We start from the raw sequence: 17,067 nt of genomic DNA, 5'->3' as shown, positions 1-17,067 counted from the left end.
CTACAGCGCGGGCAGGTCGGCGATCTGGATCATCTCGTCGCCGCGGGAGCGGGACCAGAGGATGCCGCGCCCGGGCGGCAGGCGCATGGGGCGGATGTCGCCGATGAGCTTGCCCTCGTCCCGGGAGCCGCTCATGAGCAGCGCGGGGACGGACAGGTTCTTCATCGAGCCGAGCACCTGGTCGTAGAGGGCGCGGGAGATGCCGCCCATATTGCGGGAGATGACCACGTGCAGGCCGATGTCGCGGGCCTGCGGGAGCAGTTCGATCAACGCGCCCAGCGGATTTCCGCCCGCCACCACCATGTCGTAGTCGTCGACCACCACGTAGATCTCGGGTCCGGTCCACCAGTCCCGGTCACGCAGCTGCTGCGGGGTGATGTCGGAGCCCGGGATGCGCTTGGACAGGTAATTGACGACTTCCTTGATCATGCCGCCGCAGGTCTGCGAGGACGTGGAGTACCCGGCGAGCTGGTCGCCCTCCAGGACTCCGAGCAGGGTGCGGCGGTAGTCGATGAGAATGACGCGCGCGGTATCGGCGTCGGAGCTCTCGGCGATGCCGCGAATGATGTTGCGCAGCACCGTGGTCTTGCCGGACTCGACCTCGGAGAACACCATGAAGTGCGGGTCGGCGGCGAAGTCCAGCACGATCGGCTGCAGCTCGGATTCGCCGATGCCGATGACCACCTTGGTCGGGCCCTGCTGAATCCCGTGGCGGCGAGCCAGTTCCAGGATCTGCTCGCGGGGCACGCTGCCGGGCAGGGTGCGCACCTCGGGCGCGCGGCGCTCGCCCCAGATGGCCTGCATCTCGGTGCGCGCGGCGGCCACGCCCTCGGCCAGGTTCTGGGCATTGGTGTCGGAGTCCAGGCGCGGCATGGCGATGAGCATGTGCAGCTGGTCGGCGGTGAGACCGCGGCCGGGCCGGTTGAGCGGCACGTTGACCGCGACCCGGCGGCCCATCTCGGAGTCCGAGGGGTCACCCAGGCGCAGTTCGATGCGGGTACCGATCATGTCCTTGACCGAGGCCCGGATCTCGCCCCACCGGTTGGCGCCCAGGATCACGTGGATGCCGTACGAAAGGCCTTGTGCCGCAAGCTGTCCGACCAGCGGCTCCAGGCTGTCGAATTCCTCGCGGACGACCTGCCAGTTGTCGATGACCAGGAACACGTCGCCGAAGCGGTCGGTCAGCACCGGGTCGTCGGACTGCGGCGCGTTCTGCGCGGCGTGCTTGCGCCGCCGGAACTCGGCCATGGATTCGATGCCCAGCCCGGCGAAGCGCTCCTCGCGTTCGCGCAGCAGGGTGGTGAGCTCGGCGATGGTGCGCCGGACCCGGTCGGAGTCGAGCTTGCCCGCGACCGAACCGACGTGCGGCAGCCCGACCAGGCCGGCCATGGAGCCACCACCGAAGTCGAGGCAGTAGAACTGCACCTGTTCGGGGGTGTGGGTGGCCGCCGCGGACATGATGATGGTGCGCAGCGTGGTCGACTTGCCGGACTGCGGACCGCCGACGACGGCCACATTGCCCTGCGCGCCCGCGAGATTGATGGTGAGCACGTCGCGGCGCTGCTCGTAGGGCTTGTCGATGATGCCGATCGGCATCCACAGCTGCCCGTGCCGGTTGACCGGCGAACGCCAGTCCGGATCCGGCAGCAGCATGTCCACGGTCGGCGACTCCTCGAGCGGCGGCAGCCACACCTCGTGGGCGGGACGGCCGTGCCCGGTCAGGCGTTTCACCACGGTCTGCAGCAGGCTGTCGGGCAGGCCCTCGTCGCCGGAGGGCGGCGGGGGCGGCAGCAGGTCGAGCGGATCGAACGGGTTCTCCGGTTCGGGCTGCTCGAGGATCTCGACCATGGCGGCGGTGAATTCGCGCGGCGGCGCCTCGACGACGGTGGTGCCGTCGGCGGCCTGGCGGGCCGAGCGGGGCGCGACGTAAGGCCCGGACACGTAGGTCGCGTTGAACCGCAACGGATCCGAGGCGTCGCTCTTGAGGTAACCAGAACCCGGGATACCGGGCAGATGGTAGGCGTCGGTGATGCCCAGCACGGCGCGGGACTCGTTGGCCGAGAAGGTCCGCAGACCGATGCGGTACGACAGATGCGAGTCCAGACCCCGCATCTTGTTCTCCTCGAGCCGCTGCGAGGCAAGCAGCAGGTGCACGTGCAGCGACCGGCCCAGTCGGCCGATCATGACGAACAGGTCCGCGAAATCCGGCTTCTGCGAGAGCAATTCGGAGAACTCGTCGATGACCACGAACAGCGCGGGCAGTGGATCGAGCGGCACCCCGGCCGCGCGCGCCTTCTCGTACTCCACGACATTGGCGAAGTTGCCCGCCGAGCGCAGCAGTTCCTGACGCCGGTTCATCTCACCGGCGAGCGCGTCGCGCATACGGTCGACGAGCTCGAGCTCCTCCTCGAGGTTGGTGATGACCGCCGCCACGTGCGGCAGCGGGTCCATGCCGAGGAAGGTCGCGCCACCCTTGAAGTCGACCAGGATCAGGTTGAGCTGGTCGGGCGAGTGCGTGGTTACCATCGAAAGAATTAGTGTGCGAAGGAATTCCGACTTGCCCGAACCGGTCGCGCCGATGCACAGGCCGTGCGGGCCCATGCCGTTCTCGGCGGATTCCTTGATGTCGATCTCGACCGGCGTCCCGTCGGGCGTGATGCCGATCGGCACGCGTAGTCGCTCACGCCCGGCGCGCGGACGCCACACCTTGGCGGGGTCGATCTGCGCGGCGTCGGGGATCTTGAGCAGGTTCATCAGGCCCGGGTCGCTGGCGGTGGTGTTGTCGCCGAGGCTGACGATCTGCGCCGCGGTGGCGATCCGGAAGCGGGCCAGACTCCGCGCGAAGGACTCGACCTCGGCCAATGTCACGGTGTCGGCGTTGGCGAACTTCTCGGTGCCCGCCGCGCTCTTGGCGAACACCTCGCCGCCGGTGGCGACGAGCTGCAGGCCGCGTCGCGCGGCGAGGCTGTTCTCGGCGGCGCTCAGGTCGATGACGGTGACCGCGTCCAGACCGGATTCGCTGATCAAACGTTCACTGCCGCTGACATATCCGTCGTCGATGATGACGACCAGGTGCAGCCGCCCCTGGGTGGGCTGCGGGTTGCGCATGAACCGGCCGCGCTCGAGCAGGTCGTCGGCGAGCGCGGTCTCCAGCTCGCCGAGCGAGCCGTAGATCATGCGGGACGCGCCCATGCCGTCGCGTTCGCTCGAATGCTGAACGTGCGGTAGCCATTTCGCCCACGCCCAGGCCTCGCAGTCGGGTTCGGCGGTGACGATGGCGACGGCGACGTGGTCGGGTCCGTGGAACGCGGTGAGCTCCATGAGCATCGACCACACCAGCCCGCGCGCGTCCTCGGCCGGGCCCTCCACATTGATGGCGGGGAAGGCGCGCAGCGACACCGCGGTCGGCAGGTGGTGCACCACGGAATGCGTTCGCACGAAACGACGCAACGCCACGGTGGACACCGGCTCCAGGTCCTCGAGCGGTCCGGTCTCCGGCCGCGCCAGCTTGGCGGCGAGCCGGTGGGTGCCGATGCCGACCCGCACGTGGCCGAAGTCGGGGTCGGCGGGCCGCCGCTCCCACATGCGCCGCGAGCCCACGATCGAGGGCAGGTCGGCCGGTTCGGGGTGGCTCCAGATCAGCGTCTCGAGCTGCTTCTGCCCGGTGCGCCGGACTTCGCGGCGGGTCTGGTCGAGGTAGCGGAAATAGTCCTTGCGTTCCTCGTTCAGTTCGCCGGAGCTCTTGTTGCTGCCGCGCTGGCCCATGAGCATGCCGCCCATGGACATGACCATCATCATCGGCATCATCATCATGTACGGGTTGGTCAGCACGGACCGTCCCATCATGGCGAACATGGCCAGCATGCCGATCATGGCGACGATCATCACGACCGGCATCAGCTTGCTCATCAGTGGCGCGGGCACCGGACGCGGAATCTCCGGCGGGGCCGTCAGCGCCATTTCGCCGCCCGGCGCGCGCGGTGGCGCGATGCGGGGGCGGCGCACGAAACCTTCGGTAGCCATGGGGTAGTTCTCCGGTCGTCGTTAGTCGAGGTCGGGCAGCTCGTCGTCGGTGCGCCGGCGCCGGAACGGAATCGACACGGCGAGACCGATTCCCAGCGCGGACAGGCAGACGATGGTGCCGACGGTGGCCACCAGCCGCGGCAGGCGCGGCGGGCCGGCGGGTTGCACAGGCTTGGGGAAGGCGTGGGACTTGTCGGCGTCGGCGTGGATCGGCAGCTCGGGCGTCTCGGCGGTGAGCACGTCCGCCGGGAACACGGTGGTGAGCGCGGCGACGGGGTCGATGAGACCCGCGCCGATGCGATCGTCGCGGCCGGTGCCGGGCTGGTGCGCGGTCAGCATGATCTGGTTCATGACCTGCCGCGCGGACCAGTCCGGGTTCTTGGCCCGCACCAACGCCGCCAGGCCCGCCACATAGGGTGCGGCGAAACTGGTTCCGTTGAGCGCCTTCTGGCCGGAGTCGACGCCGGTGGCGTTGACCAGTCCGGTCCCGCCCGGCTTGTTGTCGAGCGAGACGATATTGGTGCCGATGGCCGCGACACCCACCCACGGGCCGTAGAGCGAGAAGCTCGACGGGCTGCCGTTGGGGTCGATCGAGGCGACCGGGAGCACGTACTTGTCGAACCAGGCCGGGCTGGCGATGGTCTTGACCTTGCTCCAGCTGGTCCGGCTGTCGGTGTAGGTGTCGTTCTGGGTTCCGCAGCCGCTGTTCTGGTCCACGTTGCCCGCGGCCACCACCACGACGACGTTCTGCTCGAAGGCGAAGCGCACCGCGTCGCCGAGCACCGCGTCGGCGGTGTCGCCGCCCGCGGCGGTGCAGGCGTCCTCGGAGATATTGATGACGGTGGCGCCCATGTTCACCGCGCGCACCACGGCCGCGGCCAGCGTCTGCATATTGCCGTAGCCGGACTTGCTCATGCTGCCGGGCGTGTCCCCGCCCGCCGAGTCCTTGGCCTTGTAGGCGTCGCTGAGCTGGCGGATGGACAGGATCTCCGCGTCCGGCGCGACGCCGACGAAGGCGTCGTCCGGGCCGGGCTGCGCGCCGATGATGCCCGCCACCAAGGTGCCGTGGCCGTCGCAGTCCTCACTGGTGCCGTCTCCGTCGGAGACATAATCGCCGCCGCCCTGGAGGTTCGCCAGCCGGGGGTGCCGGTTGACGCCGGTGTCGATGACCGCGACCTTCTGCCCCGCGCCCTTGCGGTTCGGGCCGGGATTGGCCCGCCACACCGCGGGCAGGTCGAGCACCTTCTGCGCGACGGGTTCGTCGCGCGGCGCGTCGCCCTTGAGCGACTGTTCCACGCAGACGGCGTTCTTCTGCGTCGGCACCGGCGGCGCGGGCTTACCCGCCAGCCCCTGCGCCTCCCCCAGATGGGACAGGTCGGGATTGGGCCGGCTGACAGCCGCATTCGCGACCGGGGCCTGCGGCCCCAGCAGCGCACCGCCGAGAATCGCTGCCGCACACAGTGTTCGCGCCCAGTTTCCGGGACGCGCGATCATATGTTCCGGGCCGTCGAGTAGACGTCCATGATCCACAGCACCAACGGGACGATCGAGCAGATCAAGCCGTACTCGAAGATCTCGTTGAAGCGCCGGGTGACCGGGGTGACCTCGACGTGCGGGCCGATCACGCCGAATCCGATGGCGCCCACCGCGAAGGCCAGCAGCAGTCCGGCCGAGAGCAGCGGCATGCCGTCGTCGGCGACCGCGAGCAGCACCGCCAGCCCGATGAAGGTGACGCAGCCGCTGACGATCAGGGTGGCGGCCTGGGTGAGATCGGCGAACGAGCGTCCGCGCAGGCAGAGGATGATCGAGACGACCACGGCGAGCGCAATGCCCTGCCAGCGGCCGGAATTCAATGGATCGGCCGTGCCCAGCGCACCGGCGACGGCGCCGATGGCGCTGCCGACCACGATGCCGGTCTGGAACTGATTGGCCGTGCGGGCGCGCTGCCCGAGTCCGTGCGCGGACGGCAGCACGGTGGCGCCGATCGCGCCGATGCCCTCGATGGTGGGGCGGGGTTCGTGGTCGGCCGGGTCGATGGCCGCGCCGGCGGTGGGCACCGGCGGCACGGGTAGTCGGGCCAGCATGGCGGCCAGTCGCGGCACCATCGACAGGACGACGATCGACGCGACCAGTACGCCCGCAGCCACTTTCGGCACTCCGGCGTCCCAGATCATGCGCACGGCGGCGCCGAGTCCGGACAGCAGCACCACGGTCACGACCGCGGACACCACCGCGGCGCCGGCCCCGATGATGCGGTAGCCGACCACGGCGAGCAGCAGGGTCGCGGCCGCGCCGAGCATCAGGTGCGGACTGCCCAGCGAACCGGGCACGGCCAGCGCCGCGCCACCGAAGGTGAGCAGCAGCATGCACAGCGTGAGCACGGTGGCGGTCAGCTCGTCGGCGTACTTGCGCATGGCGATCGCCCCGGCGACGAGGGCCCCGATCGCGCCGAGCAGCAGCAGCGGCGGTGCGACGAACTTGTCGCCGTCCGACCGCGACAGCAGCGCCAGCAGCACCGCGAACAGCACCGCCGACACTCCGCCCACCAGACCGGTCCAGCGGGCCGCGCTCGGCGACCAGCTGCGGAACTCCTCGGCCGTGAGTCTCGACACAGCGTCGATCACGTCGTCGAACAGCGCGGGCGCTTCCTTCGCGGAAACCGCGCGCAGCACCAGCAATTCGCCGTCGTAGATCTCGGCGTCATTGAGGGTCTGGCTGGGCGCGATCATGTCGCGGCCCAATTTGGCCAGTGTCCAATGCTGCGATTGGAGTGGCGTGCCACCCTCATCGCCGCCGATCGGATCGGGATTGCGGGATTCGATGAGACGCACCAGATCACCGATGAACGCGGCGATCGGCACGTTGGCCGGCAGACCGACGTCGAGCTGGGTATTCCCCCCGATGACGGACACTCGGCACAATTCGGGTTCAGCCGCCCGCGGGCCGCTGATCGACTGTGCTGTCACTTGCTGAACTGCTCCCCTATAGCTCTCAACAGTTGCCCGCCCAGGGCGGTTAACCATAATGTATCCGACTGTCCGCAGCCGTGCGATTCGCGCGGTGTGGGTGGGGAAAGTGAACGAAAGACCAACCAGGTTCGACGAATTCGGGGTTCGACTAGGATGATCGACACTCGCCAGGCCCAACGCGCCTTCGATGCGGGAGTGCTGTCCTTGGGGTTGAGCATCGAGGGCCAGGAATCGAACCGGGACCTCGACTACGCGAAACTGGCGTTCCAGCGCGCCACCGAGTGGGACCCCACCATGGCCGACGCCTGGCTGGGCCGGGCCGCCGCCGGTGAGGTCACCACGGATGTTCTGAGCAACCTGTACAAGTGCAGCACCGTCTCGCTGGGACGGGAACAGCGCCGGTTGGGCCTGCCGCCGCGGACGCTTGCTGGACGTTTTCTGCCGGGCCTCTACATCGACTATCCGCTGGCCAGTTTCACCGAGACCCACCTGGCGTGGGCGGCGCACCTGATCTCGGAGAAGCAGTACGACGAGGCCGAGCAGGTCCTCGACGAACTCGAGAAGCACCGCCGGGCACGGGCTTCGGAACCGGACTTCGAGATCGACGGCCGGATCGCCAAATACGTGCGCGGCATCCTGCACTACAACACCCAGCGCTGGCCGGACGTGATGACCGTCCTCAACGGCTCCGACAGCTGGGAGGACCCGTATCTGGCCGCGGGCGCGCATGTGATGGTCGGCACGGCCTGCGCGCAGCTGGGCCTGTTCGGTGAGGCGATCCGCCGCATGGAGGCCGCCGAGGCGGGCCCGATTCCGGCGGCCCGCACCGCGGCCATGTTCTGCCGCGGCCTGTGCCTGCGCGAGAACGGCGCGGCCGAGGAGGCGCAGGCGCTGTTCGAGAAGGTGTATTCGCAGGCACCGGATTTCGACGCCAACACCGCGGCCATGCGCGACCGCACCTACCGCATCACCCTCACCACCCGTGAGGTGATCGAGGCCCGCACCGACCGCTGGGATCCGGCGTCGGCGCCCTCGCTGGAGGAGAAGCAGGCCGCCGAGCACGAGGACCGGGCCAAGGAGATCCTGGCCCAGGCGCGCGCCGAGCTGGACAAGCAGATCGGCCTGGCGGCGGTGAAAACCCAGGTGGCCAAGCTGCAGTCGAGTGCGCAGCTGGCGAAGATCCGGGCGGAGAAGGGGCTTTCGAGCTCCGCGCGCGGCCAGCACCTGGCCTTCACCGGTCCGCCCGGTACCGGTAAGACCACCATCGCGCGCGTGGTCGCCAAGATCTATTGCGGCCTGGGCATTCTCAAGACCGACAAGGTGGTCGAGACCAAGCGCTCCGACTTCGTCGGCCAGCACCTGGGTTCCACCGCCATCAAGACCGACGCCCTGATCGACACCGCCATGGACGGCGTGCTGTTCATCGACGAGGCGTACACCCTGATCCAGACCGGGCTCTCCGGCGGTGACGCGTTCGGCCGCGAGGCCGTCGACACCCTGCTGGCCCGCATGGAGAACGACCGCGACCGCCTGGTGGTGATCATCGCCGGATACGACGGCGAGATCGACCGCTTCCTGGCCGCCAACGATGGTCTGGCGTCCCGCTTCGCCAAGCGGCTCCAGTTCCCGTCCTACACCGCCGAGGAACTCGGCGCGATCGGCGAAGTCGTTGCTTCCAAACGAGATTCGGACCTGTCCGAGGACGCGCTGGCGGCGCTGATCACCACCTGTCAGAAGCTCTACACGATGGAGAGCACCGATCAGAGCGGGCAACCGCGCCGCGGGGTCGACGTGGCCGGCAACGGCCGCTTCATCCGCAATCTGATCGAGGCGGCCGAGGAGGAACGCGAGTTCCGGCTGGCCAATGACGAATCCATCGATCTGAGCGCCGTGGACGAATCGGTGCTCATGCGCATCGAGGGTCCCGACATGAAGGCCGCGTTGAGCACCCTGCTCACCTCGCTGAATCTGGCGTCGGCCGCCGACTGAGGGGCAACTGAACTGTGAACGACTTTCCGCGGGGAGCGGGCGGCTATCAGCCGGGCGGAAATGGTGGGAGCGAGCGGCAGGGCCGTCCGCCCCAGGGGTATGGCGATCCGGGGCAGCCGTACGGTCCCGGCCAGGCATACGGTGATCCCGGCCAGGGGCACGGCAGTCCTGGCCCAGCGCACGGTCATCCCGGCCAGACGCACGGTCATCCCGGCCAAGCGCAGGGTGTTCCCGGCCACTCATCCAGTGCGGGAAGCGTTTTCGGGCGCGAGTTCGACGACTTCCTGAACCGCACCTCGAATGTCGCGGCGCCACCGCGGCCGGTGCCGCCACCGGCTCCGGCTCCACAGCCGCAGGCCCCTCAGGCTGCACCGGCTGCACCGCAATCGTCGGGAGCGCAGCCGGACCGCTCGGCCACCGCGGAGCCCGAGGCCCGGTCTCGCAGGCGTCGCGCGCCGCAGCCCGACGCGACGGCTGCCGCGAATACCGTTGCCTCCGAGCTACGTTCGGACGACGTGTGGCTGCTGCGGAACCTGCCGCTGCGCCTGGTGATTCCGACCGCCCTGTTGGGTGTCGCGCTCTCCCTGATCGCGGTGGCGTTGAAGGCCCCGTGGTGGGGTGCGCTCCCGGCCGGTCTGATTCCCGCTCTGATCCTGTTGATCCCGGTCGGCGGCGTCCCGATCGGCCTGCGGCTGGGCCGTTGGGCGACCTACCGCTGGCAGCAGGCCCGCCGCGCGAATCTCGACGAGAACGCCGCGGTCGACGTCCCGCTCCCCGACGGCGGCAGCTGCGGCCTGCGCTGGGACGGCACCCTGCTGACCACCATGCTCCGCATCGACCCGCCGCCGGACACCCTGACCCTGCTGCGGCGCGGCTCGCTGAGCACCGATCAGCTGCTGCCGCTCAACGAGATCGCGGCCTGCCTGCGCCAATACGATGTCGAGCTGCATTCGGTGGATGTCATCAGCACCGGCACCCGCACCGCCAGCCCCGAAGCGGTGATCTCCGGCTACGCGGCCAGCATCGCCCCGCTGGGCCGGCTCTACGACGAGATCCTGGGCCCGCTGCCCGCGATCGCGCACCGCACCATGTGGCTGGTGTTGCGCCTGAACCCGCTCGACAACGCCAAGGCGGTCGACAATCGCGGCGGCGGCCCCGAGGGCGCGCTCCGTTCGGCCCTGGTCGCCACCCGCCGGGTCGCGAACCGCCTGGCCGGGCACGGCATCACGGCTTCGGTCCTGACCACCTCCGAAATGTCCACCGCCCTGCGCGAACTCACCCGCGGCATCCCCGTCGCCGAGTTCACCGAGCACCCGGACAACTTGGAGCACAACGGTATTCACCTGACCAGCTACCAGATCGATCCGCAGCTGTTCAATTCCGACGGCCTGGCCAAGATCTGGGCGGTCCGCAGCCTCGCCACCACCGTCACCGTCCGCCTGCAGCCGGTCCCCGAGCCCGGCGCCAAGCCCGGCCAGCCCGCCGCCATCGTCGAGGTGGACGCCCGAGTCCGCTACGACACCCCCTACGAGCACGGCGAACCCCCCGTGGCGGGCCTGAAGGAACTCCCCCGCCGCCAACTCTGGGCCCTCATGGACATCCTGTCCTACGGCACCCAGGAGATCCGCCCCTCCGGCTACCGCGGCCCGGTCGACGTCCTCACCGACATCACCATGCCCACCGCCGGCTGCGGCCAGCTCATCGGCGCCGACGCCACCGGCAGCGGCATCGCTGTCCCCCTCATCGGCGACGGCTCCCGCCGCATCGACATCATCGCCAGCCTCCAACTGGCCCAGCAGGTCATCATCCGAGCCATCGCCCTGGGCGCCGGCGCGGTAGTCCACACCGCCCGCCCCTGGGCCTGGCAGGGCATGGTCACCAATATCGCCGCCCCCCACGCCCTCTCCCTGGCCTCCTCGGTAACCCACAGCTCCCGAGGCACCACGGTCTCCGGCCGCCTCCCCACCCCCGCCGCCACCGTCATCGTCTTCGACGGCGTCCCCGCCACCGCACCCCCCGGCTCCGCCACGGTAGTCACCGTCCACGACACCATCTCCCCCGACTACCACCCCGACGCCGACGTCACGATCGTCCAACACCCGGACGCCCCCCACACCATCTCCGTCCACACCCCCGCCACCATGACCACCGCCATGATGGTCACCACCCCGGCGGAACAGCACTACCTGACAGGAGCCACCGCCCGCCGCTGACCTCCGAAGCGCGCCTGTGAGATGTCCCCCAGCGGATTCCCATGGCGCGCCTCACATCTAGACCAGCCAGTACACTTCTGCACACCAGAAGCTGGGCACGACAGGCAATTCGGTATCGGGGGGATGTTTCGACATGCGTCATGGCCATGGCCGACTACGGTCGGCCTGTCTCGGGGTGCGCGCGGCAGCAGCGGCAGCGCTGGCGGTTTCGGTGTTGGCGAGCGCGGGGTGCGGGTCCGAATCACATGCGGCCGAGGATAAACCGGCTGAACTCAGCAAGCTCGATACCGGCAGTTACCCGACGAAACCGCAGGACCCGACTGTGGCGGACCCCGCCAAGCAGGCTCGCATCCTCGAAGGAGCCCGACTCGGCAATATTCTGCCGCTAGGTTCGGAGATCGACCCAGCCCTTGGCCGTAATGGGTCCGACATACACATCTTCACCGAACCGAACACATATGACGGAATTCTGAACGTCGATCACTTCGCCGAAGACGCGGCCGGATTCGTCGTCGGATTCGCGACGAGTGCACGTCCCGCCGACGATGTCTTCCTGGGCTATATGCTGACCAATGCGGTCATGATCTTCGATAGCGACGCCGCCGCGGCCAACGCCGCAAATGCACTGGTCCGTCGTGGCTTCTGGCTGTCGCAGGACGGCGCGGCGGTCGATCCGATCCAATCGGCACAACATCCTGCTGCCCAGATCATCTGGGCTCCAACGGAACAGCGGCTCGCATCCTGGTATCCCACCGGGAAGTTCGTCATCTTCACCATGTTCGATCTGATCGAGAATCGATCCGTCGAGCACAGTTTTGGAGTGGCTCCCGAGCCCGCGCCTCTCGCATTGGCCGACAAAGCAATCGATGTGACCACAGCGCGGTTGAAGACGTTCCAGCCGACACCGCCGGACAAACTCGCCAGTCTTCCGCTGGACCCAGATGGCATGCTCCGGCTCACCCTGCCACGTCCGGCCGGAGACCAGACCTCGGCGGCCTTCACCGGGACCCTCGACCGACACGGCATGTTGCACGTCGTCGAGAATCCGGCCAAGTACCGGGATCTCTTCGACAACACCGGCGTGGATTCCATCAGTGACGGTGCGGGATTTCTGGTTCGGGCCAAGGATTCCGATTCAGCTCAGGCATTCCTCGACAGCGCGTCGGCCTCGAGATATCAACAGCGGATCGACCCCCCGGCGGGGCTTCCGAACGCACATTGCGTGAAGTACCACGGACCCGACGAACACGCGGCCCCTTTCCATTGCTACGTCGCGTACGGACGGTACGCAGCGACGGTGTGGTCACAGCAACAGCAGGATGTGTATCAGCGGATCTCCGCGCAGTACGCCATCCTGGCCAATAACAAGTAGGGGGACTTGTGAAGAAGTTCGGTTCTCACCGTTCGTCCGGCGGATCGATCATCGGTGCCCTCGCGGTTCTTCTGGCCGCCACTTCGGTCGCGGGGTGCGCCAGCACGGTAAAAGGGGCCGCGGCCGCTGGCGAGATCAGCCTGGAGCAACTCACCGTCGGCAACTACCCGACCGAACCGCTCGACGTGCGGTTCTCCTATCAGCACACAGCACTCGACGCCCGGGCTCTAGCTTTGGGGCGACTGGCCGACAATGTCGTGGTCGGCGCCGACGTCGACCCGAAATTCGGTCACAACGTGCTAGCGCTGTCCATGGACAACTTGGCCACAGCGAAGGCTACTCAGGTCTTGGCGGGAGCTGTCCGTCCCGTGCTGGAAAGCAACGGAATGATGTTCGGCTTCTCGACAGCCGCAAGCACTCGCGAACTACCCAAATCACGTCAACGCGATCGATCCGGTAACTTCAACCCATTCGATGGCGCCCTGGGCGATCCGGAAGCCACCGCGTTCAATGTGACCGTCTTGCAGTTCCCCGACCGAGAACGTGCTCGAGCGGCCGCCGACCAGATGGAGGCTGCGGACTTCGGGGTCTCGGCCGATCAGAACGTCCACATCGCCCTGGACAAACAGCCGGACGCGAAGGCCCACTGGCGCCCAGGCATTCCGTCGATGGCCGCAACGATGGCGTATGGCCAGTACGCCGTGAATGTCTATGTCGCACAGCCCAAACCCGATCTCGATGGGCTGCGGACACTGGCTCAGCAAGTCTTCGCAGCGCAATTGCCGCTGCTCGACAAGGCACCGGCCCTGTCGCCGCACGAGATTCTCCGTCTCGACTACGACCCTGACGAGATGCAGCGCAGAACTCTCCACCCCAAGGAGTACCTCCGTCCTCATCCGGTCAGCGAGGCTACCCACACCCCCCGAGGCCATCTCCACTATGTCGACGACCAGGCCACATGGAATCGACTGCTCGACGACAACGGCGTCGACCGTGTCTCCAACGCCACTATGGGTGGCCAGGTGTTCCGTACGCGGGATGCCCAGGCAGCCGCCACGCTGTGGTCCGGAATCAAGCAAACGGCGAGCGGCTCGGCCGAGGCGCCGGCCAACGTCCCTGATATCTCGTGCAGCGCCGAGCCCAAGGACAAGTTCGAGGAGGCTTGGTACGCCTTCGATCTCCCGGCATCCAGCACCGTCTACGTCTGCGCTCTGCACTACGGCCGGTACGTCGCCCGAGTAGCCAGTCCCCAATTGGTCGACGTACAGCAGCGCGCCGCAGCACAGTACGCCTTGCTGGCCAAAAGCCAGTTCATGTGAGGAATCCGGATGAATATCGGAGCGGGCACCATTATCCGCGGCTACCGCATCGAGCGTCAGCTCGGATCGGGGGGCATGGGCACGGTTTTCCTGGCTCGGCATCCCGAGTTGCCGCGATGGGATGCGCTCAAGGTACTGAGCCCGCAATACAGCCAGGATGCGGAGTACCGGGCCCGGTTCGAGCGTGAAGCGAATCTCGCTGCGGCTCTGGACCATCCGAATATCGTCGCAATCTACAACCGCGGCGAGGACAACGGTCAGCTCTGGATCGCGATGCAGTACGTCAATGGCATCGACGCGGCCGCTGCCGCGGAACGAGACCCTCGGTCGATAACCCCGTGGCGAGCACTGCACATCGTGACCGAGGTCGGCCGGGGCCTCGACCATGCACACCGTCGAGGCCTGCTGCATCGGGATGTGAAGCCCGCCAATTTCCTGCTGTCGATGGGCGACGGCGGCGAAGAACGTGTACTACTGACCGATTTCGGCGTCGCGAAGTCGACCGAGGATGCCAGCGAGCTCACTCAAGCGGGTGGCTTCGTAGCCACGATCGCCTATGCCTCGCCGGAGCAATTGAGTGGAGATCGGCTCGATCATCGTGCCGATATCTACAGTCTCGCTTGCTCCTTCTTCCGTCTGGTCACAGGGCAGAATCCGTATCCGGGCACCCAACCGGCCGTGGTGATGATGGGGCACCTCAGCGAACCACCACCGCGTATCACCGCCGTCGACCCCACGCTGCCGGCTGCGGTGGACGATGTGATCGCCGTGGCCATGGCGAAGAATCCTGCAGATCGCTTCGAGTCCTGCCACGAGTTCACGGCCGCGCTGAAGTCGGCGCTCGAGTATGGGGTTTCCGGTCTCTCGATGCAGACCGTGCCACACGCCCGGAACACTGTTCCGGCGACAGCGTCACGGACAGAATCCGCTGCCTCGACGTCTGTGAAGCAGGATGCCCGTAAACGTCGGTGGCTTGCCGGAGGCGTTGCCGCGACGATCGTCGCGCTGGCCGCAGGCACAGGAATCTGGGCGATGAGCGACTCGACGTCCAGCGGTGACCGAAGCGCGTTGGCCGAGGCCCGTAGCGACAATCCCGCCTTCAACGGGAAAAGCATTGTTGTAATGGATATCTCGGGCAAGAGCGGCTACTCGGCGGAGATGGATGTTCAGCTGAAGCCCAGCGCTCAGTCGAAGTTCCTCGAAGACCTCGGGTTCAGCTACAACCCGAATTTCCTGGCCAAGGGAGATGAACCGAATCCCCGGCCCATCAAATCGGGATCGGACTCTCAGTACGCCGCGCTGTCGCAGGTGACGTCGGGATACCTGCTCGCCGTCAGGAGTGATACCGACGCGGGCGGTGGCGGATTGGTCAATCTCCCGGCCTCGGTAGCGGGGACCACGGCGTCGGTCATCGTCGTCGACGATCCGACTACGGTTGCCGCCATTCGGCAGTGGTCGGCCAATTCGGAGCAGGTGCTACTCGACAAACTTCTGCCGATCTTACGCAAGCGAGTCAAGTAGCACCGGTCCGGTGATCAACCCACCGGACCTGCTCCTTACTGAGTCGGCAGCGTGTCCCAGTTCTTCAGAGCGTCCTTGTTGGACAGCGTCGGGCCGGGGACAAGCTGGCCGATAATCTCCCACGGGGCCAGGTGCGGTGCACTTCCCAGTCCGAGTGTCTGAGCCGTTGCGATATCAGGAATGCCGTATCGAATCCCGTTGTCGGCGATGTAGAACAGGCTCTCCCGGCGCTGACTGCCCGGCTCGATGCCGGTGGTTCGCACGAATTCACCAGTGGTCGGCGGCACGTAGACGGCGTCCACCCGGTCACCGGAAGAACCGTCCTTGGTAGCGAGATCGACCGGCTTCCGTGAATCAGGCAATGGCAGACGCGTGCCGACGAGTAGTTGAACCGTGGCCCGGTCCGAGGGCCCCTCGGTCGCATCCGGCTGTTCCTTGCCGAGACCACTCTTCTTGGCCCAGGTGATGCAGGTGACCGGGTTGTCTTCCGCGGTAATGATCTTCGGAGTGGACTCGGGGAAGTCGTCGACGGGCAAGGAATGGACGACCGGGATGCCGTTGAGCACGTCCGGGGTAATCGCCTTGAAGCCGTTCATGCCCTGGGAGTTGTCGGAGCCAATCACCTGTGCGGTGAACGCGGAGATCCGTTGCACGCCGTCCGCCAGCACAATGTACAGATCGGTTCGATCCGATCCATCCAGCGCAGCGACCTTGATGATGCCGCCGACCGGCACGCCGTTCAGCTTGCCGAGGCCGTTCTCGCCGACATGCGGAACCGTGGGAGGAACCAGAGGCGGAACCCTGACCGCCGCACCGATGAGATCGGTCGTCGCCGGGCGCGGCCGCTTGCCACTCACCCCGAGCGCTTGCGCGATCGAATCCTTGGCCCGATCGAACTCCGCGATCTTGCCGTCGTAGATCAGGTAGTCCTTGCCACCCTTGTTCGCCCAGACCGCCGAGCCCTTGTCGGCTACCTTCACCCGGTCGCTGAGCTCCAGACTCCCAGAGATAACAGTCGTTTCCGCCCCCGAGGACGAAGCCGCGCCACCGGAAGCCGACAGCGGCACCTTGTCGCACAGAGTCCATTGGGAGCGCTCACCCTGTCCCGTACCGGGAAGGGCGGCCGGAACACCGGGAATTCCGAGGATCGGTCCACGCGGAACCGAATTCAGCTTGCTGTCCTTGACCGATTTCGGTGACTCGCTGGTACCCGAGATCAACCGCGCCGACGCGAGATTCAGCGTCGGGTACAGGGTCATCTTGGTCTTGTCGTCCTTGTCCCGGACAACGACATACAGTGCGCCACTGTCCTTGCCCATCACGATGTTGGCGTCGCCGATGGAGCCTTGCGGACGAATGAATGCCATGATTGCCGCGCCCGCGACCACGAGCACGGCCAGGACCGTGCCGACCATCAGCGATCGGAACTGCGACCGCATGGGGTCGTGCAGCATGCGGACATCTCGGCGGATCAGTGCGTGGTCGAGGCGGCGCAGTAGAAATCGGTACCCATTGACCTGGGCACGGGTGGTCAATTGGGCTGGCACTAACCAAATCCTTCGTCGAACCCGGAGTTACGGACACGTAGAGTACTGGGCGCCGACCGACGAAAGCGCACCCTCCTTCGCGAAGGGTGCGCTTTCGCAAGTGGCACCGGCGTC

9 protein-coding genes are annotated in these 17,067 nt (G+C 67.2%); 5 read left to right on the top strand and 4 right to left on the bottom strand.

The window, feature by feature from the left end:
* From eccCa to eccD, 3 genes are read right to left on the bottom strand one after another with little or no spacing between them, the layout of a single operon-like run.
* Nucleotides 1–4,023, bottom strand: a complete 4,023-nt coding sequence (gene eccCa / locus ACQPYY_RS04520; protein WP_433592851.1) for a type VII secretion protein EccCa — start codon at nucleotides 4,021–4,023, stop codon at nucleotides 1–3.
* A gap of 21 nt (nucleotides 4,024–4,044) precedes the next feature.
* Nucleotides 4,045–5,553: a type VII secretion-associated serine protease mycosin gene (gene mycP, locus ACQPYY_RS04515; protein WP_433592850.1), complete on the bottom strand. Its 1,509-nt coding sequence runs from the start codon at nucleotides 5,551–5,553 to the stop codon at nucleotides 4,045–4,047.
* Complete coding sequence (eccD, locus tag ACQPYY_RS04510; RefSeq protein WP_433592849.1) at nucleotides 5,514–6,935, bottom strand: type VII secretion integral membrane protein EccD; 1,422 nt, start codon at nucleotides 6,933–6,935, stop codon at nucleotides 5,514–5,516. Before eccD ends, mycP begins: the two co-directional genes overlap by 40 nt.
* 210 nt (nucleotides 6,936–7,145) lie before the next feature.
* Between eccD and eccA the strand changes: the two genes are divergently transcribed.
* From eccA to ACQPYY_RS04485, 5 genes are all read left to right on the top strand, one after another.
* Entirely contained in the window at nucleotides 7,146–8,981 is a 1,836-nt protein-coding gene (gene eccA, locus ACQPYY_RS04505; protein WP_379105204.1) for a type VII secretion AAA-ATPase EccA, read from the top strand.
* 515 nt (nucleotides 8,982–9,496) lie between these two features.
* Entirely contained in the window at nucleotides 9,497–11,194 is a 1,698-nt protein-coding gene (eccE, locus tag ACQPYY_RS04500; protein WP_433592848.1) for a type VII secretion protein EccE, read from the top strand.
* A gap of 175 nt (nucleotides 11,195–11,369) precedes the next feature.
* Complete coding sequence (locus tag ACQPYY_RS04495) at nucleotides 11,370–12,566, top strand: DUF7373 family lipoprotein (RefSeq protein ID WP_433592847.1); 1,197 nt, start codon at nucleotides 11,370–11,372, stop codon at nucleotides 12,564–12,566.
* An 8-nt stretch (nucleotides 12,567–12,574) separates the two neighbouring features.
* Nucleotides 12,575–13,885 (top strand): DUF7373 family lipoprotein, encoded by a 1,311-nt coding sequence (locus ACQPYY_RS04490; RefSeq protein ID WP_433592846.1) that lies wholly within the window; start codon nucleotides 12,575–12,577, stop codon nucleotides 13,883–13,885.
* A 9-nt stretch (nucleotides 13,886–13,894) separates the two neighbouring features.
* Nucleotides 13,895–15,406 carry a serine/threonine-protein kinase gene (locus ACQPYY_RS04485; RefSeq protein ID WP_433592844.1) on the top strand — a complete coding sequence of 504 codons (1,512 nt, stop codon included), beginning with the start codon at nucleotides 13,895–13,897 and terminating at the stop codon, nucleotides 15,404–15,406.
* A 35-nt stretch (nucleotides 15,407–15,441) separates the two neighbouring features.
* On the opposite strand, the gene eccB is transcribed toward ACQPYY_RS04485, so the two are convergent.
* Complete coding sequence (gene eccB, locus ACQPYY_RS04480) at nucleotides 15,442–16,953, bottom strand: type VII secretion protein EccB (RefSeq protein WP_433592843.1); 1,512 nt, start codon at nucleotides 16,951–16,953, stop codon at nucleotides 15,442–15,444.
* Nucleotides 16,954–17,067: the final 114 nt, after the last annotated feature.

It is taken from the genome of Nocardia sp. CA-145437, assembly GCF_050956485.1.
Lineage (GTDB): Bacteria > Actinomycetota > Actinomycetes > Mycobacteriales > Mycobacteriaceae > Nocardia.
Note: the sequence above shows the minus strand (reverse complement) of the source record. Positions and strands in the feature narration are given on the sequence as shown.

Bases quoted from the DNA above. Each gene is read 5' to 3' on its own strand.
- eccA (WP_379105204.1), top strand. From the start codon at position 7,146: ATGATCGACACTCGCCAGGCCCAACGCGCCTTCGATGCGGGAGTGCTG.
- eccCa (WP_433592851.1), bottom strand. From the start codon at position 4,023: ATGGCTACCGAAGGTTTCGTGCGCCGCCCCCGCATCGCGCCACCGCGC.
- ACQPYY_RS04485 (WP_433592844.1), top strand. From the start codon at position 13,895: ATGAATATCGGAGCGGGCACCATTATCCGCGGCTACCGCATCGAGCGT.